Raw genomic sequence first — 19,453 nt, forward strand, 5'->3', positions numbered from 1 at the left:
TTAATGAAGATTAACCCAAATCTACTACCAAATGAAGAACCTACTATTTTTGTTAATACCCTTTTGGGTATGCGGACAAAGTTATGTCATGCCGAATGTAAACGGTAAGGGGATAACGACTGATGTTATGAACGATACCTTGAAAATTACAAGTCTTACCAAAATCAAGGATGTAGAAATTTTTAGTGACGAATTTAATTATGAGGTACAAGTCAATGCCAATAAAATTGATATACCAATAGATAAAATGCCTATAGGTAGACATGCCTTAAGCATCATGGTTGGAAGAAGAATGATTATATATTGGCTAGTTGTGGACGGCATTTTGGAACCCAAAGGAGCTGTTACATATATGACTGATGATGATTAAAAAAACTGAAAGGAATTATGATACTCAAACCCTGTAACTATGTTGCAGGGTTTTTTATAGATACTATTAAAATGCTTTCACACTTCTGAAAGAAAAATCAAAAACAAATGATTTTTTAATCTGTCCAAGGCTCTCTTTCAGAAGCATTAACAATTTGGGTGCCATCAAATAGGCTTAAACCATCCCAGGTGCTAAACCACACTTGCCCCTTATGATCCTGGAAGATGCTTTGTATGCCATTGGTTGCCAATCCGTCTGCCATGGTATATAGTTTGAATTCGTTACCATTGTAACGATAGATTCCTTCATTTTCAGCTGAAAACCAAATGTTGCCTTTTTTGTCTTCAAAAAAATTATAGGTTTCGATTCCTTTAATGACACCTTTTTCAGTGAAGTTGGTAAAGTCTTTGCCATCATAAGTGCTAACCCCCCCATAATAAGTACCAATCCAAATGGTACCATTACTGTCTTCAAATAGATCAGCTACACTATTGTCTGTTAGTCCATTTACTTTGCTGTAAAATTCAAAAGTATGCCCATTGTATTTGGTCACCCCATAACCATCATTTACGAACCATATCTCATTGTCTTTATCAATTAAAATATCACTAACTCTATTTTGTGATAGCATGGGTTCTGCATTGTATATTTGAGGCTTTGGCACCTCAAATGTTTTAAAGGTTGTACCGTTAAAGGTGCTGACACCGCCAACTGTTCCAATCCAAATCAGCCCATTTCTATCAATTGATAAGGACCAAATTTCATTGTCTATCAAGCCGTCTGCTACAGTATAATTTTTAAAGATATTACCGTTGTAATTAGTTAGGCCATTAGAGGTTCCAAACCAAAGGTTGCCTTCTTGATCCTCTAAAATGGCTCTTACAGCATTTCCACCTATGCCATCTTTTGACGTGTAGTGTTTTAGTGAGTTATTATCATAGAATAAGATGCCATCATGGTTTGTTCCAAACCAATAATGTGCGTTTTTGTCTTGGTAAATTTGCCAAATAAACTCACTTACTTTACCATTGAAAGTAGCATGCTTTTTTGTTTTTTCTGCATATTCTGGGAAGGGAGCGAATTCTTGGTTGTTTTTTTGGGGAGAAGTTTCAGAGGATTTTTGAGGGATTTTGTTGTACCCTTTTTGATTGCAAGAAGTAGTAAATAAGAGTGAAAAAGCAACCCCTAAAATTTGAAGTGTCAAAAAAAAAGATTTTGGCAAAGACGATTTATTATTTTTTACCTCTGTTGAGAACATTTAAGTGTTTTTAAGAATTATTGATTGAAGATAACAAAAAGAGCATCAATTCCATTTCTTTAAATTTTCACAACTTAATGGTTTATTATAATTAGAGTGGCGATGGCTTTCGTTTTTTATCCTATGTATTTCGTCAATTTAATCTTTTGCTTGAAAAATAAGTTTAGTTGTGCTTGGAAGAAAGACCCATTACGAAAAAAATTAAATGTTATAAACTATGATATTCTTCTAGAAAGAACAACTTTTATTAAGTAGAGGCGAATTAAGTATTTTATTTCTTACATTAGTTATAGAATTGAAGTTTAGACTGTTGTATGCGTTTCTTCCAATCTTCGATTTTAAGTAAGTTTAATTCTGCTATGAATAACATAATTTAAATGATTAGTCTGCTGTTAATTGGATGTATTCTGGTCGCTATAAGTGTTTTGTTACAAGCTTATTGTACCCTTTTTTGGCTAAAAAAAGTTTCTAAATATTTGAATGAGAGGAGATTAAATACGCATAAGGTTTTAAAACTTTTAATTCTTTCTTTTTTGGTTTTTTCTCTTTTGCACTTTGTTCAAACGGCTATTTGGGCGATGGGTTATTACTATAATCCATTAACGACCTCCAGTTTTAATGATTATTTTGAGGCACTTTATTTTTCTATGGTCACTTTTACAACCTTAGGTTATGGAGATATTACTTTAAATAGTAATTGGCGATTGTTGTCAGGTTTTGAGGCTATTAATGGAATTATGCTGATTGGTTGGACAACAGCAATGATGTATTCATTATTACAAAAATTCACAAAAAAATACTCCGAAAGATGATAAAATCTCCTAAAAAAGGAAGTGCCACCAAGGCTATTACCCGTTATACTTTGTTGTTTACGGTTTTGATATTTATTTGGAATATATTCTCAGATAGACTTACTCCTAGTACAGATCAGGCTCGAGTAAAAGGTTTAATTTTACCTATGGCGCCCATGGTGAGCGGCTATGTTACCCAAGTAAATGTTGGGCTTCACAGTGAGGTAAAGCAAGGAGACACTCTTTTCCTTATAGATAAAGAACCTTTTGAAATTGCTCTTAGAATTGCTGAAAGTAACTTAGAAAACGCAACCCAATCTGTAGATGCGGGAACCTCTGCAATCAAGTCGGCTGTGGCTCGTTTAAATCGAGCTAAGGTTAATTTAGATAGAGCATCCAAGAACTGGGAACGCACCCAGCGAGTGATTACAAAACATGTTGGTGCCTTGTCTGAGGCAGACAAAGATCGTTCTGAAGCTTCTTATTTAAATGCTGTAGAACAAGTGGTTTCAGCTCAAGCAGCTTTGGACCAACAACGTGCTGCTTTGGGGCCAACTGATGAAAACAATCCAAACATTAAAGCGGTTTTGAATCAAATTGAGAAAGCACAATGGGATTTATCCAATACTGCCATAGTTGCTCCATCTGAAGGGATTATTGAAAGCTTTAATATAGAGAAGGGATATTTTGCAAGAGCTGGAAATTCACTAGTAACTCTGGTATCAAATCAGGATATTTGGATCCAAGCTAATCTCAAAGAGAATAATCTTGGGAATATAGAAATTGGGGATGAAGTTTCAATTGTATTTGATATACGACCTGGAAAGGTTTACAAGGGTGCTGTTAGTAGCGTAGCTTATGGTGTCAGTACAGATAGAACGAATTCCGGTGATTTACCGACTGTAAACTCATCTCAGGGTTGGTTGCGAGATCCACAGCGATTTCCAGTAATTATTCAAATAGATAATAGTGAAATCATTAAAGAACTACGTCAAGGAAGTCAAGCTGAGGTTGTTGTTTACACTGGGAATAACTTTGTACTTAACGGTTTAGCGGCCTTTAGAATATGGTTGCTTTCAAAACTCTCTTATGTTAGATAGGATTAACTACATAAGGCTCCAAATAAAAACGGACAATGCATTACTAAGATGTTTATTCGGTGTCAGTTTATCCCTCATTTTGACGACTTCTATTAATTTATTCACACCCCACATTACTCCTATTCTAACTCTTATGTTTTTGGGAAAGGAAGGGGAAAGACCAACAATAAAGAAGTCAATCTTAATTTGGATTGCGTTTGGTCTACTGGGAGTCATTGGCAATTCTATTGGTAAATATTTAATTGATATGCCATTGGTGGTTCTTCCCATTCTTGGGCTCATTATTTTTTGGAGCTATCGATTAAACAAAATACCTGCAGCCGTGAGGTTATTATTTTTAATGCTTGCTGTTTTATTGACTTTTGTAAATGTGCAAGGAAACTTTTTAGGGACATTTGTTGTGAAACTTTTATTGCTACACTTGGCAATTGCGTTGGCTGTCATTCAGTTTTCATTCCTGCTTTTTCCAGTTTCGACTCAAATCCAAACTGAAGAACAGAAAAAGCCATTAGAAAAGCCAAAACTTAATTTAGACAAACTTGCTCTCAATGGTGTAATAGTCCTGTTGCCTGTGGTGGCTATATTCTTAATTTATAACCTTAACATTCTTCCCATAACCCTGGTATTTATAGTTATATTGGGATTTGATCCTTTTATGTACCGCTCTAACAAAGGAAAAGTTATGCTTATAGGTAATTTACTTGGTGGAGCTTTAGGGCTTTTGGCCTACAATATATTGGTTATTGCACCTAATTATTTGATTTATATTTTATTAATCATTTCCGTAGGAGGTTATTTTGTGCAAAAAATATTTTCTGGCCAGCAAACAGCTGCTATTTATGACCTCGCCTTTAAAACTTTTTTTGTGGTTATGGGTTCTGTTTCTGTTTCAGATACATCGGCAGCCAGTACTATTTCCGACAGGTTATTACAGTTGGGGCTTGCTATCTTATATCTCATAGTGGCTTTCAAAACAGTTAACACATTAAATAATCCTTTTCTTGAAAATGAAACTGCTTAGGGCTACATATTTGTTGGGTGTTTTTGGTTGGATGACAACATTCATGTCGTGTTCCATTCAAAAAAGCTATGTGTCACCTGAAGTGGCAGATTCGTATGTTATAGGTGATAAAACTACTGATTCAACCAGTTTTGCAGATACAAAATGGTGGGACATATTCAATGACCCAACATTATCCGAACTTATTGAAGAAGGCTTAGAAAATAACCTATCACTACAAAATACCATTATTGCTCTTAAGCAATCACAGCTGCAATATAACATCGCGCGTGCCGATTTATTTCCAGCCATTAATTATGGTGCCTCTTACCAAGCTTCCACTAATTCCATCACTTCAGACATTACAGATCAAGCATTAATCGCTGCCAATGTTTCCTATACTATAGATCTTTGGGGTAGGATAAAAAATGAAAACCTTGCTTTTTTTGAAGCCTATCTTAGTACCGAAATGGCATATTATCAGGTGCAAGCAACTTTAGTAACCCAAATTGCTACGCTCTATTTTTCGTTGCGAGATGTGGATAACAAAATTATAGTTGCAGAGAATATGGTGAATTCCATGAATGACTACAAAAACATTATAGATGCTCGTTATGATGGAGGGTTTATTTCTAAGGTAGATGTAAATCAAATTACCATTGAAATAAAGGATGTTGAAATTGCACTGCAAACTCTTTTACGGGCTAGAAAGCAATTAGAGAACGCTATTAGCATTGCTTTGGGTAGTGAACCTAAATCTATCCCAAGAGGATTGTTGTTGCAAGAGCAAGTTTTTCCTTCAGAATTACCGGTTGGTGTCTCATCTCAATTATTACAACGTCGCCCTTCCATAATGGTATTAGAACATCGATTGAAATCACAACTGGCAACAGTAGGAGCCACAGAGGCGTTACAATATCCAAATGTTACCCTTTCATTTGATTTGGGAGGTCAATTAACAAACCCTTCCATGTTTTTTTCCTCAATAATTGGTGAATTAGTAGGCCCTATTTTTAACAGCCATAAAATCAAAAATGCCATTGCATTACAGGGAGAAGTTTATAGACAATTGGAGAATGAATATAAACAGGCCTATTTAGTCGCTCTTCAAGAAATAGAGGATGCCTTAATTGCTATCAATACCTATAAAATGGAGGTAGACATTCGTAATGAACAATTGTTGCTGTCTGAAGAAGCCTTAAATCTATCTTGGGTAAGGTACAATGAAGGAGTTTCTTCTTTTTTAGAATTTTTAAATCTTCAAAATTCGCTATTTGAAGCGCAGTTAAATGCATCGGAAAGCTATAAACTGCAATTACATTCTATTGTTAAGTTATATCTGGCTTTAGGAGGTGGTTGGAGTTTGAATCAATCATAATAATCAATTAAAAAGTAATCTTATGAATAAGTCTACATTAACCATTTTTATCAGGATTGCCCTTGTTTCTCTATTACTGATTTGGACCTTTAAATTGTTGTCGCCATTCATTGGGGTACTTGCTTGGGCTGTTATTTTAGCCGTTTCGATTTATCCTTTTTATAAAAAAAGGATTGAAGGGTCTAAGTTGAAAAGTTTCATTTTTTCAATTGTGGTAATAGCTATTATGGCTGTGCCGTCATATATGGTCTTTAGTTCTGCTATTGAAAGTACTACCGAAGTTTTAAAGGACCTAAAGGCTGGTACTTTTGAAATTTCACCTCCTTCCGAGAAGGTGAGAACGCTGCCTTTATTTGGGGAAAAATTGTATCGGGAATGGCATCAATTGTCAATAGATACCAAGGAATATGCTATAGATCATAGAGAATATCTACTTGAAAAAGGGAAAAATATTTTTGGAAGCTTGCTAGGGCTTATGGGAACCCTTCTCTTATTTATCGTGTCATTCATTATAGCCGTTGTTTTCATGTCAAATGCTGATTCCTCTTATGGAACAGCTCTAAAATTTGCAAAAAAAGTCATTGGTAAAGATGGCGAGGATTTTGTTATAATTTCGAGGAATACCATTCGTAGTGTTGTAAAAGGTATTTTGTTGGTGGCCATTATACAGGCCCTGTTGAGTTTTATTGGCCTTAAAATAGCTGGTATTCCATTGGCTGGATTATTTACTTTGTTAGTTCTTTTCTGTGCTATTATTCAAGTTCCGGTAACTTTGGCTGTTATCCCTCCAATAGCCTTGGCTTTTACTCTTATGGAGAATACCACACATGCTATTATTTTTACTATCTATATCGTAATGGTTTCTTTATTGGATAACTTCTTAAAACCTATTATGCTGTCTAAAGGTTTAAAAACGCCTACAGTTATAATATTTTTGGGAGCCATAGGAGGTGTTATGCTTCATGGTATTATTGGACTGTTTGTAGGGACCGTAGTGTTGGCTATAATGCACCAAATTTATACAAGCTGGGTAAATTCTTCAGACGATGTGTAGGAATTAAATTTGAAAATTCCATTCTAAATAAAAAAACCTTGTAAACAAAAAGTTTACAAGGTTTTTTCGTGTGGAGTCGGAGGAAGACCTTAATTATATTTGATTGATTACTAATCTTAAGGTTTTAATTTATTTTTTGAACAAAGGAGTTTTTCTAGCTAAAAAATCTAATGTTATTTTGTAAGCATCTTCTGTTTGCCAAAATGAACTATGCTCTTTACTAAAAACATTATCACCTTTATCTGTATAGATGTTCATGGTAATATTGGTTGAATAATTTTGTGTTGTTGTATTAAAGGAGCTGGTATTGCTCCTGTTGTTATTTGAAATATCACCTACAATATGACCTCTTCGATCTACATAGGCATTGTTATGGTGGTCTTTTTTTGTTGTTTGGGTATTGCTAAAGCCTGTCACAGTAGATCTTTCAATTGAAACCAAACCTTGCACTACATATTCCACTCCTAAAATATTACAAATCTCTCCCATCGTATAACCTTCTATGTTATTGTTAATAAGGCCGGCTTTTATTAATAAGGAATTGGTTGTATTTGGGTCTTGAAATTGTAAGTTTACAGCCTTGTATTTAAAAATAGTATAAGTTTCTAATTGAATTTTCTTGGTCATTGTGGCGTTACTGGTTTCCAGATCTTTAATATAACCAAAAGGCAAAATGGCAACTTTATTGTGATGGTCTTCTAGATTTTGGAAAGAAACTTTTTCTTCCTTATCAAAATATTCTATTCTTCCAGAACTAAAAGTTATTTTTATGATTTCTGAAATCGGAATATTGTATTCCAGCGTTTCATTTTCGTATATAAACTGAATGTCCTTATCATTTATTTTAGTCACATGTCCTCTCATTTCATCCCCATTTGTTTTAAGAACGATATCGTTTTGCGCCAACAGACAATTGGAAAGGAATAAAAACAAAAAAAATAAAGCAGGTTTTAAGAATTTCATGGCAATAGAATTATAAATTAATAGACTTCTATTTACTTTATAGATAGAAGTCTAAAATACTTTGAAATCAAAACTTAATTAATGGTTACGCTCTTGATAGGAACAAACGAACATGATTTTCCACCTTCTGTGACTGTAATGGACACTTTAACTTCATACGTACCTGTTGTCGCATAAGTGTGTGATACTTCATTCCCTGTCCCTGTACTACCGTCACCAAAATTCCATTTAACTGAAGATATGGTTCTATCACCATTATACTCAACATCAAAATTAATGATATGGGAATTTGTGGAGTCCGTATGATGATGTATATGGGTCACCAATGCCTCACCAAAACAATCAAGTGAATCATTTACGTCATCTTTACTGCATGAAGTAAGAAGTCCGAAAAAAACTAGCAGGGTTATCGAAATAAGTTTTTTCATTTTTAAATAAATTAGTGTTACTAAAAAGTTTTTAAAAAATTGATTAAAAGGTCTTTATGCGTGAAAATTATTGACTTTAATAAAAAAGAATAATTTTTGGATTATATTAATCCTTAATAAAGAATTTAGTGCTTTCTAAAATTGATAAGATATACCTACATTGGCAAAACCTTTGTACCCAACTCCTATTTCGGCAAATCCAGCTAATGCTTTTCCAAACCTAAATCCCAGAGCACTTACATGAAAATTAAAATAGCCGTCACTTTTATCTTCTAAATTTGAGGACGTACTAAAATTAGAATATTGGGAAGTGTAAGCTACACTGGCCCCAGAATACATTTGAAACCAATTTTTTGAAATGTAGTGATAGCTAGAACCGAATCCAACAGTGATATAGCGATGGGTTGCATCTCCTGTTGTTAAATTATTTTCCACCACATCTTCTGTTACTTGCTGATATGCTCCATCTGCGTAGACAAACCATTTATTTTTAACAGCAATTTTATAGGTTAGTATAAATGCTGGCGTCACCGTAGTATTTCTATAAGAAACTCCACTTATAATATCTTCTACAGTATTGAGGAATTCATTACTAGTTTCAAATCCAATACCAAAATTAATATCGTTTGTGCCTTTTTCTTGGGCAACAGAATAAAGTGAAATAAACAATAAGCTTAATAGGGCAATTCTTTTTTTCATTTTTTATATTTTTTAATAATTCCTACTCTCGTGCTTTTCGGATTCCGCAATTTTTTGAAGTGTTATTGTTGATTTTTTAAATGACAATTCTTTGTTCAAATAAAGGTGTAACTTCTTCTTAATGTTGTATGTAATTTCAAACAAAACTCGTATTTTTACCCTTAATTGGTTTTTTTGAAAGGTTATAATTGAGAACAATAGTTGACTCATATGAAACAAAATGTATAAAATGAAACAATTTTTGTTTTTAATGACGTTTTTATTTGTCATAGCTACTTTTTCTCAAGACACAACGTTTATTAGATCACTTCCTTTAAATAAAAATGTGCGAAACATAGATTCTGATGGCGAGTTTCTTTATTTAAGATTTGATAATAGTCTTTATACCTGGAATGATTTTGATGAATTGAACTTTGTTCAAGAAGGAAAATTTAAATATAGCTGGGTAAACTTTGATGTTAGAAGAAATGCTAAAGTGATTAGCCATAATGACATCATTAAACAAAGTGTTATAACTTCTTCAAAAAGGATGGCCAATTTGCTTCCAGGTACTTATAACTACACAACCACCATCGCAAATTTAGGCAACAAATTATATGTTTGCTATAATGGTTTAGTGCTTGAATATAATATTACTCCCGAAATTACAAGAATCCATAGGGGAAATTCAATTAGGCATATTTACACCGAACCAGGATTTCGAGTTATATCATCTTATGACGGCGTTTTCATCGATACTATTTTTGACCAATTCTCTAATATTAAAATGGATGAATACATGACAAAGTATTCCAATGGTGAATTTGTGAAGCTAGATTCCTTGTATTATTTGTGCCAAGACAATTTAATCAAATATAGTAGGGTTTCTAAAGAACCCGAAACGGTTATAAATACAGAGGGTAGTCCTCGTTTTAGAAAATTACTGAAGTTTAATAACAAGATATTTGCTCTTTACAACAATGCGTTTGGAGAAGTCAATTTAAAAACAGAAGAGAGGACCTATTTGATACATGACGAATTTACTGATTTCCTGCAGTATAAGGACAAACTTTATATATCTTCATTAAGTTCTGTTCTGTATGAAATGAATGTAGAGGGAGGGATTTCAAAATATAATTTAAAAGCACCCATCAATGACCTAAGCACTTTTGATGGTGGTTTATTAATTGGAACGAGTTCGGGGCTCTTTATTTTAAAAGATTCTAAAATATTGGAGGTAATACCTAATACTGAAATTGTGCAAGCATTAGAATATCAGGGAAAGATAATATTTAGTAACAATTTGGGTTTGTATTATTTTTCGGAAGAAGTGATATCTCCGTTAGTTGAGAATATTGAGTTCAATAAAATGGCTCTTCATCAGGATCAGTACTATCTTTATGCTGGTAGTGTAAACGGATTATATGTTATTAAAAACAACCAGTTAAAAGATATAATCTTTAATCGACCAACCATCTTGAAGACGGATCATACTTTTATAATAATTACTTCAACAGTAGTCATTTTGATCCTTCTTTTTGTTTCTTTATTAATGATTAAAAAGAAGAAGCAACAAAACAAAAAAAATTATTTACTTAAAAAGAAAACTGTTATAGAAAAGCAGGTAATAAGGGAGGTGCTCATTAATAATCCTAAAATATTATCTGTTGGACAACTTGCCGAATTTTTAAATACGAGTGTGGTTCAAATTAACAGACACTTAAAAAATGAGCAAACAACTGGTTTGGTGCTCCTTAAAGCCACGATGAAAGAAATTGCAATTGATATGTATGACCATGGTAACTCATTGGAAGAGATTTCCAAAAGGGTTGGTTATTCAAAAAGGTATGTCAAGAATAATTTTCTTAAGGATTGATTAAGATCAATAATCACTATTGACAAAGCCCCTGTTTTGGTTAGAGAAATATGTATGTAAAATGATTTTTTACAATATTTGAAAATGCAAACTAAAATGTCAACTAAAAAACAAAACCCTCATAAACATTGGTGTTTACAAGGGTTTTTGTGGAGTCGGAGGGGTTCGAACCCTCGTCCAAACAAGCCATCAAAGTGCTTTCTACATGCTTAGTTTTAACTTAATTGTCGGCTATAGGCTGGCAAAAAACAACCCACCTACAGCTTAGTTTCTTAAATTTCAAACGGTTATCGAAACAAGAACCGTTCTATGTTAACTTTTACGATGCTCCTTGACGAAACGCCGCTAACCAAGGCTTTTCAGGAACATTTAGCTTTCCCGCCTCGCGGGACAAAGGCTATAACTTACTATAATTCAGTTATTAAGCAGCTAAAGCGTAGTTATTCTCGCCGTTTAACTGTTGAAATAGCCTTTAACGTGTTTCAATTTCATTACACGGCATGCTTACAGTTCAATAAGTCTCGCTGTCAAAACCAGTCGACCCCAATAATTCAAAGACCATTTTTAAATGGATGGCGAAGTTACTAAAAAATGTTGTGCAACCTTCCAATTCTATGTATTTTCGTGCAAATTCCATACCAACCTGGCGGTGTCAGGTTTCAATAAAAATGATATTTACATGAAGTTTGCCATCATTAAAGAACGTAAGAATCCACCTGATAGACGTGTGGTATTTTCTCCAGACGAATTAGTGAAAGCTAGGGAGCAATTTCCTGATGCTGAATTTGAGGTGGAATCATCTGATATTAGAGTGTTTTCTGATGCTAGTTATCAGGAAAAAGGATTTCATGTTTCAGTTGATGTGAGTTCATGTGATGTCATGTTGGGAGTGAAAGAGGTGCCTAAAGAGGCACTCATTCCGAATAAAAAATACTTTTTCTTTTCGCATACTATTAAAAAACAGCCATACAATAGGGAATTGCTAAAAACCATTTTAGAGAAGAACATAGAGCTATATGATCATGAAACCATTGTTAAGGCAAACGGTGCACGATTGATTGGTTTTGGAAGGTATGCTGGTATTGTGGGGGCTTATAATGGTTTTCGGGCTTGGGGTTTGAAATACCAATCTTGGGAATTACCAAAGGCGGAAACATTGGCTGATCAACAAGCATTGATTAAAGAATTAAAACAATGTGAAGTACCACCAATTAAGGTGCTATTGACTGGAAGTGGAAAGGTGGCCTTTGGAGCCAAAGAAATGTTGGATGCCATGAACATGAGACAGGTTTCTGTTGACGCATATTTAAGGGAATCTTTCAATGAGCCTGTATACTGTTTGATTGATGTGTTGGATTACAACCAAAGGAAAGATGGAAGTACTTTGGATAATCAAGATTTTTATGAGCATCCAGAGGCTTATGAATCAAACTTTATGCGTTTTGCCAAAGTGTCTGATATGTTTATAGCTGGCCATTTTTATGGAGATGGCGCGCCCTATTTATTTACTAGGGAAGATGCCAAGTCAGACGATTTTAATATTAAACTGGTGGCCGATATCAGCTGCGATATAGATGGGCCAGTAGCTTCTACTATCAGACCATCTACTATTGCGGAACCCGTTTATGGATATGATCCACAAACTGAAAGCGAAGTTGATTTTATGGATGAACACGCCATTGTAGTTATGGCTGTCGATAATTTACCATGTGAATTGCCTAAAGATGCCAGTGAAGGTTTTGGGGAAATGTTTTTAGAACATGTAATACCGGCCTTTTTTAATGGTGATCAGGATGGTGTTTTAGAAAGGGCAAAAATCACCGAAAACGGACATTTGACCCCTAGATTTAAATACTTGCAGGATTATGTGGATGGTAAATAACCGATAAAAAAAAAGCCAAAGAATTTTCTTTGGCTTTCTAATTTATTTTCTAACTAAGAATTTTTCAAGATTTCAAAAAGGATTTCCAATTCTTGAACCAACTTTTCAGTTCCCGAGAAACCAACCTGTTCATATTTTATTTTGCCATCAGGGCCTATGATTATTTTAGTGGGAATACCAGTTATTCCATAGGCTTCTGCTACTTCAAAACCATTTGATTTTTCTTCAGATTTATCAAAAAGAACATGGAAGGTATATTTATTGTTTTTAATAAACTCAGCTACTTGCTGTTCGCGCTTAGGTCCATTTTCAAAAGTATCAATAAACAATATTTCTATGTTTTCATCATCTTTATACTTGTCAACAACTTGTTGCATTCCTGGGAAGGATGCTTTACAGGGACCGCACCAAGTGGCCCAGAAATCCAAAACCACAGTTTTGCCTTTCAAACTTGCTAAAGAAACCTCTTTGCCCGACATATCCTTAAGTGTAAAGTCATAAGCAGATTTGTCTACCATCTTATTTCGGATGTCTTCAGTTTCTTTATCAAATGCTATTTTTTCAAGTTTGGATAGGGTTTCACTAAAATTAGTATCGTTAGGTTTGGTCTCCTTGTAAGCTGTTTCATATAGATTGATAATCTTATCTGAAGAAATACTATTTTCAATCATGCTTGAAGCTTCTTTCTCCGTTTTTTCATATTGGTTATCTTCTACAAGGTATTCTAGATATCTCTCGGCGATTTCTACATCCTCATATTGTTCAAAAGCCACTTTTTGGTATTCAAGAGCCTCTTTTAAGTTGCCCGTTTTATAAAGAATGTAGGCATAGGTGTCTGCATACATACCATAGTTTCTTTCAAGATTTTTTTTGTGCTGAGATGTGGTAAGGTAGTTTGGTTTGTTGTCTGGGTCGTTTTCCAATTCTTTAATTAGATCTAAGGATTGCTTTGAAATCACTGACATCTCTTCTAGATATTGTCCCTTTTCAGCATTGTCCCAAGCAACACTGTTAAATAAAGATGCTTTAGAAGAATTGCTATCCATTTGCTGAGCATATTCTTTAAAATTTTCAAAATCTCCTTGGCCAGCATAGTAATTGGCGATTTGGCTTAACATGTAATTTTTCATATTATCCTCTCCTTCAACTGGGCTTTGGTATGAATTGTAGAGTTCTAATTTCTTGTTGAAATCTTTTTCCCGACTAAACTCCATGACGATTTGCCTATTGGCAAAACTTCCATTGGGATACTTTTCTAAAATCACAGTTTTTAGAGAATCTGCATATTCTTTTTCTCCTAAGGCATTCTTAAAACCGTAGAGTCTAATGGCATCATCTTCGGTGAGGTCCTCGTTAGCATTTAATGCTATTACTTCATCTTCCATAAGCGTTTTCCCAGCTTCTTTGTCCTGTCTATAAATAAAGTATATGTAGTTGTCTCCCCACAATTCTTTTAACTCAGAATTGGTTGAAACAGCTTTATTTAAGGAATCTAAGATGCTTTCCTTCTCAAATTCAATGTCATAGTTTTTCCCTTCGTTTAAAGTGTAATAATATAAAGATGGTTGACTGGCTGGGAGCATTTCTCCATCTTTGGTATATAACGGAAGTAAATAACCTTTCTTGTTATTGGAATCATATTGTCCATTTTCCTTAAAATTGAATGCCAATCCCGTAGCCGAATCAGGAACTATAATTTGAGATTCCTTTTCTTTAAACTCGATATCTTCAGGGAAATAAGTATTATTAACCATATAATAGTAGATGGCAGACATGTCTGAGTCTTCTCCGTTATAGGATATTTGTAGGGTGTCACCCGGTTGTATTTTGTCCTTAGATAGGGTGAAATGACCTAATGTTTGCTTTTTAAGTACCACCTCTTTTTCTTCCTTTTTACAAGATAATATGGTACATAAAATGGCTAAATAAATAATTGGATTTTTCATGGAAAGATTGAGATTTGATTAAAACATTAAAAGTGCTAATGGTTCACATTCAGTCAAATATAGAAAACTATCATTTATTTTTGTCAGTATTTTCTGTTAATTATAAGAAAATGTCCAGCAAATTTATACCCAAACCAAAGAAAAGTGGAGAAACAAAAGGTAAACAACCAGGCGGTTGTATGTTGCTTGGGGAACAAAAGAATATTTCCGATGTCAAGTAACAGTTCTCCCGGTTTATGGAGTATTTCCCATGAGTTGTATCTTAAAAACCTTCCCAAGTAAATGCCGAAAGCTGTAGCAATTAAAATGGTAATACTTAATATCTGTACCCAAACAGGTTTTAGAATGGAGGAAAGAAGTTTTTTGACATCAAAAATGGATAGAAAGAAGAGAGCGAGTCCGTTTAAGGCAAAAGATGTAATTACCAAAATATCTAACCAAATTAGGGAAGTGGCATTGTGTTTTAAATGTAATAAATCAGTAATCATGTAGGGGGCATTGGGTAAAAACAGCAACCACAAAGTCAATCATGTTAGTACGGTTAATTTTGATGGTTGTTTTTTGCTAAGTAGGTAGCTGGAAATGGCATAAGGAATGATTGCCAAAAACAAATTCCAGACCATGAATAATAGGAAAAAGGATTGATTGAGTTTCATACGAACCATTAATAGGAAAAAGCTAAAACCCATGGATAGGAATAGTTGAGATAATATAGAATAATGTTTAAATAAGAAAGATTTCATGATTTTGAGGTTTTGGTTGATAGAGATTCTAGTATTAAAACAAATAGGACACCTAGGCAGTAGGCCAATAGGTCAGACCACTGGAAAGTACTTCCTAAGATGAGTTTGGCTAAATGGGAATCTTGTAGTCCCAAAAAATGATTCAGGTTGAAGTATTGTAAAATTTCTATAGCAAATGAAATTACTAATACTACCAATGCAACCTTCTTTGGAGCTATGATTAAAAAGCTTTTTAAAAAGCAATACATCAAAATGACAATCAAAAAGTCTCCAAAAGTGTGCCGTATAAAACCAGACTTTAGGAAATAGGCGATGAGGGCTTCAGTAATAAAAAGCACTAAAAACGCCATGAAGTATTTTAGGTTGAAAGTGAGGTTCATGTTTTTAGGGAATCTTAAGGAGGATGATATTATTAATCATGGTTCCAATCGATTTTTATAGAAATAAACATTACGGTAGCCAAGATTAAAAATAAGCCTATACTTCCTACTAATAAAGCATAATTCTCCAATTGGATAATGACATAAATAAAGGTGTAAAGCAAGGTTAAAGATAATCCGATAAAAATCGAAAATTTGGTGGACTTTAAAATTGTTTTAGAGTAAAGAGTAATTAAGCCTATGACTGATATACCTGCTATAAAATAAGCCTTTAAAAACGTACTATGTTCCGAAATGGAGATCAATAGGGTGTAAAACATGGTTAATGCTAATCCAATCATGAGATATTGGAACGGATGAATTGAAATTTTACTTAATGTTTGAATTAAAAAGAAAATTAAAAAGGTTAATCCGATAACCAAAAAGCCATATTTTGAAGACCGTTGACTTTTTTGATATTGATCAACTAATACTATAAAGTCTGTGCCAAAAGCAAATTTTTTAAGTACAGGAACTTTATTCAAGTATTCTTGTGAAAAGGGTCTATTGATATGTAGAATTTTCCAATTGGCTTTAAAACCCTGAGGGGTAATCTCTTTGGTTTCGTCATCTGGTAAATAGTTTCCTGTGAAACTAGGGTTGGCCCAATTGGAGGTCATGGACATTTTGGTGGTTTTGCCCACTGGGATTATTTTTATGCTTTCAGAACCATTAAAGGTCATTTCTAACTTAAAAGAGGTTATTAACTCTTTAGAGAAATCTTTTTCGGTTAAGAATGAAGTTTCTAAACCATCTAGAGAACCAGAGTATTCATTAGAATTGTCTGCAATTGTTTCAAAAGGATAGGGGTGGTCATTGATAGAAGCAATGATTTCATTTTTAATACCTTTTAAGTTAGAAGTTTTGATGAGTAGTTTGGCCTTATCCCAAATAATATCTTCATTTTTAATATCTTTTTTTAATAAATCGATCTGAGAAAATTGGCCGCTAAAAGACATGTTTGTAGTAAATACGGCCGATTCATAATTGTTTCGTTTTAAGGATTTGGAAGTAACCTTGGTGTCTACTGCTAGTTCCTCAGGAAAAATATAGGCATAGTTGATATGGGTTTGAATTTCTTTAATGTATGTTTTTGTGGGTTCATGATAAGTTTTTGTTTCAGAATAAGTTTTATAAGGCAATTTTACCATGGGACCGTATACCAAAACATCGCTACCCCATTTATCATTAATTTCATCAACAACTTCATCCTGTCGGTGAGAGCGTTCTAAGATTAGGTTGTCAATAAAAGCTAAAGGGATTAATAAAATTAAGACTAAAAAACCAACCATAAGCATTCGTGCAGTGATTGAAGTTTTAAACCAGTTTCCAAATTTGTTGCTGTTTTGAGGTGATGAATGTTCCATAATGTTTTTTTAATTGTTAAAGTACTTTGAAATACAAAGTATATAGTTAAAAATTTTTGTTTTAGGCAGCCATTTGATCTAAGGCTTTGATATTAGGTTTGTATTCTGATGGTAAAATGAGATCTTTTATAAACCAATCGATTCGTAATAATCGGCTCCATTTATAGGCGATTAAAGGTATTCCAATAAATGAATGTTTTCTTAGGTTCAATTTGGAGCGTACTGGGGTTGGGAGCAACTTAATTTGGACTTCCAACAGTAATTTGTATCTCAACCAACCTAGATGTTTTCGGTATTGGTTGTAAAGGTCTTGTGTGTATACAGCAAATTGCAGGTCTGATTCCATATGCTGCAGACGCATTTTTTCAAACTTTTCAAAGGTAGGGGGGAGGTCTTTGATATTCATTCTAGTTCCCACCCTGTTAAATACTTCAAGAACATCTTCTTTTTCCATCAAACTCAGTTTTCGTTCCAACATTTCATAGGATCTGATAGAATAATCAATCAACATAAAGAGAACATCTTTATAGGCCCAATCTGGAATGTTCTTTTGCCGACAGGATTCTACATTCTGATGGATTTTATTAATCATATCTATGGATTGATATGCGGTAGACTCATCCGAAAAAACAATATGACGGGCATAAGCAACGGTTGAGAACAAACGACCTAGAGGATCTTTAGGAAGTTTACCAGTATAATAGAGCCAATCCACAGCTTTATTTAAGGCGAATTCTGCAGATGCTCCAGCGAAGACGAAAAGAATGGTATCACTTTTCCCCCAAATTTCTCGAACGATGGAATTTTTGTTTACAAAAGGTTTCATAGGTAAATTGTTATTTGATTAATGCCATAAACCAACCTGATCAAGGGCGAAAATAAAAGACAACCAACAGGCTACAATAAAACCCAAAATGGAAACAAATGTCATCAGAAACTTGATTTTAGGTGTTGAAGCTAGGTGGTCAACTAGGAAATAGTATAGAATTCCCGCGGCAATACTGCCAACTGATACAGTCACTAACGGTACCCACATCCATGATTCTACTTTTCCTACTTTGAAAGAAATTAGTATTAAGAACAAAACTAGAAGTGATGAGGCCACAAGCCACGAAATTTTGGTTCGTTTTAATAAGCGTTTGAAATCTAATGCCTTATTGAAGATTAATTTATGTGTCATGTTATCTTTTTTTTACTTTGAAATTCAAAGTGGATTGATAAAAAAATTATGGTTTGCCTATTAATTTTTCTAAAGCATCTATGTGCTTTTGAAAAGCCTCCCTTCCAGATTTGGTTGTTGAGTATCTAGTATTTGGCTTTCGTCCTATAAATTGCTTTTCAACTTTAATATATCCTTCTTTTTCCAAAGCTTTGGCATGACTGGCCAAATTGCCATCTGTAGCACCTAGAAGCTCTTTTAAAGTAGAGAAATCTGCATACTCATTGACCATCAAAACAGACATAATACCTAGTCTGATGCGGTGGTCAAATGCTTTATTTATATTGTTTATAATGCTCAAAACTATTGTCTGTCATATTTTAGGTACATCACAGTGCCATATACTATGTGTAAAATGCCAAAACCTAATACCCATAACCAAAATCCAAATCCCGGGTAAATGGCACAAATAAGGCCTAAAACAATTTCACAATATCCTAAATACCTGATATCTCCCAAACTATATTTTGATGCGTTGACCAAGGCCAAACCATAAAATATCAACATGAGGGCTCCTGTTTGTCCATACTTTTGTTGGCTCAATATGGTTAATATGTAAATGCCTCCTACAGCCATGGGAATTAAAAAGTTTATGATCAAGCGTTTTGATGAAGGATCCCATATGCTTGCTCCATTTTTTTTGGCTTTTCTGGTAGTCAAGACTATGGCAGTTACAGCACTCAAAAAGGCAATCATAAACAAATCGAACATGACCCATCTGAATATTTTTCCATCCAGTAATAGGGTGCCACTGCTGTAATTGATGACAAGGTAGTAGGCTATTGCCGCCCCAACTATGGCATAAATACGAGCCATAATACCTGAAAGTCCACTCAGTGAAATAAATCGCGAGGATTTGTTCATGAGGTTTTTGATCTCAGAAATGTCTTTCAAATAGTCTTTTGATGATTCCATATAAAGTACTTTGAAAAACAAAGTAAGTAATTATATTTTAGTTTTGCAATAGTATATGAAATTTTT

21 protein-coding genes and 1 other RNA gene are annotated in these 19,453 nt (G+C 33.9%); 8 read left to right on the forward strand and 14 right to left on the reverse strand.

The window, feature by feature from the left end:
* The first annotated feature begins 31 nt into the window (after nucleotides 1-31).
* Entirely contained in the window at nucleotides 32-370 is a 339-nt protein-coding gene (locus LOK78_RS05770; protein ID WP_157492153.1) for a hypothetical protein, read from the forward strand.
* A gap of 115 nt (nucleotides 371-485) precedes the next feature.
* On the opposite strand, the gene LOK78_RS05775 is transcribed toward LOK78_RS05770, so the two are convergent.
* On the reverse strand, nucleotides 486-1,574 hold the full coding sequence (locus LOK78_RS05775) for a ligand-binding sensor domain-containing protein (RefSeq protein WP_232634281.1): 1,089 nt from the start codon (nucleotides 1,572-1,574) through the stop codon (nucleotides 486-488).
* Between the two features lie 587 nt (nucleotides 1,575-2,161).
* On the opposite strand from LOK78_RS05775, the gene LOK78_RS05780 reads away from it, so the two are divergent.
* The 5 genes from LOK78_RS05780 to LOK78_RS05800 all read left to right on the forward strand — a co-directional run bounded on the left by LOK78_RS05780 (nucleotide 2,162) and on the right by LOK78_RS05800 (nucleotide 6,951).
* A complete protein-coding gene (locus LOK78_RS05780; protein ID WP_232634283.1) occupies nucleotides 2,162-2,440 on the forward strand; it encodes a potassium channel family protein in 279 nt (92 codons plus the stop codon).
* Nucleotides 2,437-3,519: an HlyD family secretion protein gene (locus LOK78_RS05785; RefSeq protein ID WP_232634285.1), complete on the forward strand. Its 1,083-nt coding sequence runs from the start codon at nucleotides 2,437-2,439 to the stop codon at nucleotides 3,517-3,519. The genes LOK78_RS05780 and LOK78_RS05785 overlap by 4 nt, the downstream gene beginning before the upstream one ends.
* A gap of 133 nt (nucleotides 3,520-3,652) precedes the next feature.
* The gene (locus tag LOK78_RS05790) at nucleotides 3,653-4,540 is read left to right on the forward strand and encodes a hypothetical protein (RefSeq protein ID WP_232634286.1); all 888 of its coding nucleotides are present in this window, start codon (nucleotides 3,653-3,655) and stop codon (nucleotides 4,538-4,540) included.
* Nucleotides 4,527-5,897 carry an efflux transporter outer membrane subunit gene (locus LOK78_RS05795; protein WP_232634288.1) on the forward strand — a complete coding sequence of 457 codons (1,371 nt, stop codon included), beginning with the start codon at nucleotides 4,527-4,529 and terminating at the stop codon, nucleotides 5,895-5,897. Before LOK78_RS05790 ends, LOK78_RS05795 begins: the two co-directional genes overlap by 14 nt.
* Nucleotides 5,898-5,919: 22 nt before the next feature.
* Entirely contained in the window at nucleotides 5,920-6,951 is a 1,032-nt protein-coding gene (locus tag LOK78_RS05800) for an AI-2E family transporter (protein ID WP_232634290.1), read from the forward strand.
* A gap of 129 nt (nucleotides 6,952-7,080) precedes the next feature.
* Here LOK78_RS05800 and LOK78_RS05805 read toward each other — a convergent pair whose 3' ends face one another.
* The 3 genes from LOK78_RS05805 to LOK78_RS05815 form a co-directional block, all read right to left on the reverse strand.
* Nucleotides 7,081-7,914 (reverse strand): hypothetical protein, encoded by an 834-nt coding sequence (locus tag LOK78_RS05805; protein ID WP_232634291.1) that lies wholly within the window; start codon nucleotides 7,912-7,914, stop codon nucleotides 7,081-7,083.
* Between the two features lie 74 nt (nucleotides 7,915-7,988).
* Nucleotides 7,989-8,342 (reverse strand): PKD domain-containing protein, encoded by a 354-nt coding sequence (locus LOK78_RS05810; RefSeq protein WP_232394454.1) that lies wholly within the window; start codon nucleotides 8,340-8,342, stop codon nucleotides 7,989-7,991.
* Between the two features lie 135 nt (nucleotides 8,343-8,477).
* Entirely contained in the window at nucleotides 8,478-9,041 is a 564-nt protein-coding gene (locus tag LOK78_RS05815) for a hypothetical protein (RefSeq protein WP_232394453.1), read from the reverse strand.
* Between the two features lie 229 nt (nucleotides 9,042-9,270).
* Between LOK78_RS05815 and LOK78_RS05820 the strand changes: the two genes are divergently transcribed.
* A complete protein-coding gene (locus tag LOK78_RS05820) occupies nucleotides 9,271-10,896 on the forward strand; it encodes a hypothetical protein (protein WP_232634293.1) in 1,626 nt (541 codons plus the stop codon).
* Nucleotides 10,897-11,043: 147 nt separating this feature from the next.
* Here the strand turns inward: LOK78_RS05820 and ssrA are convergent.
* Nucleotides 11,044-11,441, reverse strand: a transfer-messenger RNA (tmRNA) gene (gene ssrA, locus LOK78_RS05825).
* Nucleotides 11,442-11,575: 134 nt separating this feature from the next.
* Here ssrA and LOK78_RS05830 point away from each other — a divergent pair.
* Entirely contained in the window at nucleotides 11,576-12,778 is a 1,203-nt protein-coding gene (locus tag LOK78_RS05830; RefSeq protein ID WP_232634295.1) for an NAD(P)-dependent oxidoreductase, read from the forward strand.
* A 53-nt stretch (nucleotides 12,779-12,831) separates the two neighbouring features.
* Here LOK78_RS05830 and LOK78_RS05835 read toward each other — a convergent pair whose 3' ends face one another.
* The 9 genes from LOK78_RS05835 to LOK78_RS05875 form a co-directional block, all read right to left on the reverse strand.
* Entirely contained in the window at nucleotides 12,832-14,724 is a 1,893-nt protein-coding gene (locus LOK78_RS05835; RefSeq protein WP_232634297.1) for a TlpA disulfide reductase family protein, read from the reverse strand.
* Between the two features lie 83 nt (nucleotides 14,725-14,807).
* Nucleotides 14,808-15,251, reverse strand: a complete 444-nt coding sequence (locus LOK78_RS05840; RefSeq protein ID WP_336246330.1) for a DUF1361 domain-containing protein — start codon at nucleotides 15,249-15,251, stop codon at nucleotides 14,808-14,810.
* Nucleotides 15,252-15,467: a hypothetical protein gene (locus LOK78_RS05845; RefSeq protein ID WP_232634301.1), complete on the reverse strand. Its 216-nt coding sequence runs from the start codon at nucleotides 15,465-15,467 to the stop codon at nucleotides 15,252-15,254.
* Complete coding sequence (locus LOK78_RS05850; protein WP_232394449.1) at nucleotides 15,464-15,847, reverse strand: ribosomal maturation YjgA family protein; 384 nt, start codon at nucleotides 15,845-15,847, stop codon at nucleotides 15,464-15,466. The genes LOK78_RS05845 and LOK78_RS05850 overlap by 4 nt, the downstream gene beginning before the upstream one ends.
* Nucleotides 15,848-15,879: 32 nt before the next feature.
* Nucleotides 15,880-17,253, reverse strand: a complete 1,374-nt coding sequence (gene creD, locus LOK78_RS05855; protein WP_232634302.1) for a cell envelope integrity protein CreD — start codon at nucleotides 17,251-17,253, stop codon at nucleotides 15,880-15,882.
* A 61-nt stretch (nucleotides 17,254-17,314) separates the two neighbouring features.
* A complete protein-coding gene (locus LOK78_RS05860; RefSeq protein WP_232634304.1) occupies nucleotides 17,315-18,079 on the reverse strand; it encodes an oxygenase MpaB family protein in 765 nt (254 codons plus the stop codon).
* Nucleotides 18,080-18,097: 18 nt separating this feature from the next.
* Nucleotides 18,098-18,433 (reverse strand): hypothetical protein, encoded by a 336-nt coding sequence (locus LOK78_RS05865; RefSeq protein WP_232634306.1) that lies wholly within the window; start codon nucleotides 18,431-18,433, stop codon nucleotides 18,098-18,100.
* A 46-nt stretch (nucleotides 18,434-18,479) separates the two neighbouring features.
* Nucleotides 18,480-18,773: a winged helix-turn-helix domain-containing protein gene (locus LOK78_RS05870; RefSeq protein WP_053972316.1), complete on the reverse strand. Its 294-nt coding sequence runs from the start codon at nucleotides 18,771-18,773 to the stop codon at nucleotides 18,480-18,482.
* 2 nt (nucleotides 18,774-18,775) lie between these two features.
* The gene (locus LOK78_RS05875; protein ID WP_232634308.1) at nucleotides 18,776-19,387 is read right to left on the reverse strand and encodes a hypothetical protein; all 612 of its coding nucleotides are present in this window, start codon (nucleotides 19,385-19,387) and stop codon (nucleotides 18,776-18,778) included.
* Between the last annotated feature and the right edge of the window lie 66 nt (nucleotides 19,388-19,453).

Source organism: Mangrovimonas futianensis (assembly GCF_021245805.1).
Classification (GTDB): domain Bacteria; phylum Bacteroidota; class Bacteroidia; order Flavobacteriales; family Flavobacteriaceae; genus Mangrovimonas; species Mangrovimonas futianensis.

Excerpts from the sequence above, each read along its gene's own strand:
- LOK78_RS05770 (WP_157492153.1), top strand. The coding sequence starts at position 32 with ATGAAGAACCTACTATTTTTGTTAATACCCTTTTGGGTATGCGGACAA.
- LOK78_RS05785 (WP_232634285.1), top strand. The coding sequence starts at position 2,437 with ATGATAAAATCTCCTAAAAAAGGAAGTGCCACCAAGGCTATTACCCGT.
- LOK78_RS05790 (WP_232634286.1), top strand. The coding sequence starts at position 3,653 with ATGTTTTTGGGAAAGGAAGGGGAAAGACCAACAATAAAGAAGTCAATC.
- LOK78_RS05795 (WP_232634288.1), top strand. The coding sequence starts at position 4,527 with ATGAAACTGCTTAGGGCTACATATTTGTTGGGTGTTTTTGGTTGGATG.
- LOK78_RS05800 (WP_232634290.1), top strand. The coding sequence starts at position 5,920 with ATGAATAAGTCTACATTAACCATTTTTATCAGGATTGCCCTTGTTTCT.
- LOK78_RS05805 (WP_232634291.1), bottom strand. The coding sequence starts at position 7,914 with ATGAAATTCTTAAAACCTGCTTTATTTTTTTTGTTTTTATTCCTTTCC.
- LOK78_RS05810 (WP_232394454.1), bottom strand. The coding sequence starts at position 8,342 with ATGAAAAAACTTATTTCGATAACCCTGCTAGTTTTTTTCGGACTTCTT.
- LOK78_RS05815 (WP_232394453.1), bottom strand. The coding sequence starts at position 9,041 with ATGAAAAAAAGAATTGCCCTATTAAGCTTATTGTTTATTTCACTTTAT.
- LOK78_RS05820 (WP_232634293.1), top strand. The coding sequence starts at position 9,271 with ATGAAACAATTTTTGTTTTTAATGACGTTTTTATTTGTCATAGCTACT.
- LOK78_RS05830 (WP_232634295.1), top strand. The coding sequence starts at position 11,576 with ATGAAGTTTGCCATCATTAAAGAACGTAAGAATCCACCTGATAGACGT.
- LOK78_RS05835 (WP_232634297.1), bottom strand. The coding sequence starts at position 14,724 with ATGAAAAATCCAATTATTTATTTAGCCATTTTATGTACCATATTATCT.
- LOK78_RS05845 (WP_232634301.1), bottom strand. The coding sequence starts at position 15,467 with ATGAAATCTTTCTTATTTAAACATTATTCTATATTATCTCAACTATTC.
- LOK78_RS05850 (WP_232394449.1), bottom strand. The coding sequence starts at position 15,847 with ATGAACCTCACTTTCAACCTAAAATACTTCATGGCGTTTTTAGTGCTT.
- creD (WP_232634302.1), bottom strand. The coding sequence starts at position 17,253 with ATGGAACATTCATCACCTCAAAACAGCAACAAATTTGGAAACTGGTTT.
- LOK78_RS05860 (WP_232634304.1), bottom strand. The coding sequence starts at position 18,079 with ATGAAACCTTTTGTAAACAAAAATTCCATCGTTCGAGAAATTTGGGGG.
- LOK78_RS05865 (WP_232634306.1), bottom strand. The coding sequence starts at position 18,433 with ATGACACATAAATTAATCTTCAATAAGGCATTAGATTTCAAACGCTTA.
- LOK78_RS05875 (WP_232634308.1), bottom strand. The coding sequence starts at position 19,387 with ATGGAATCATCAAAAGACTATTTGAAAGACATTTCTGAGATCAAAAAC.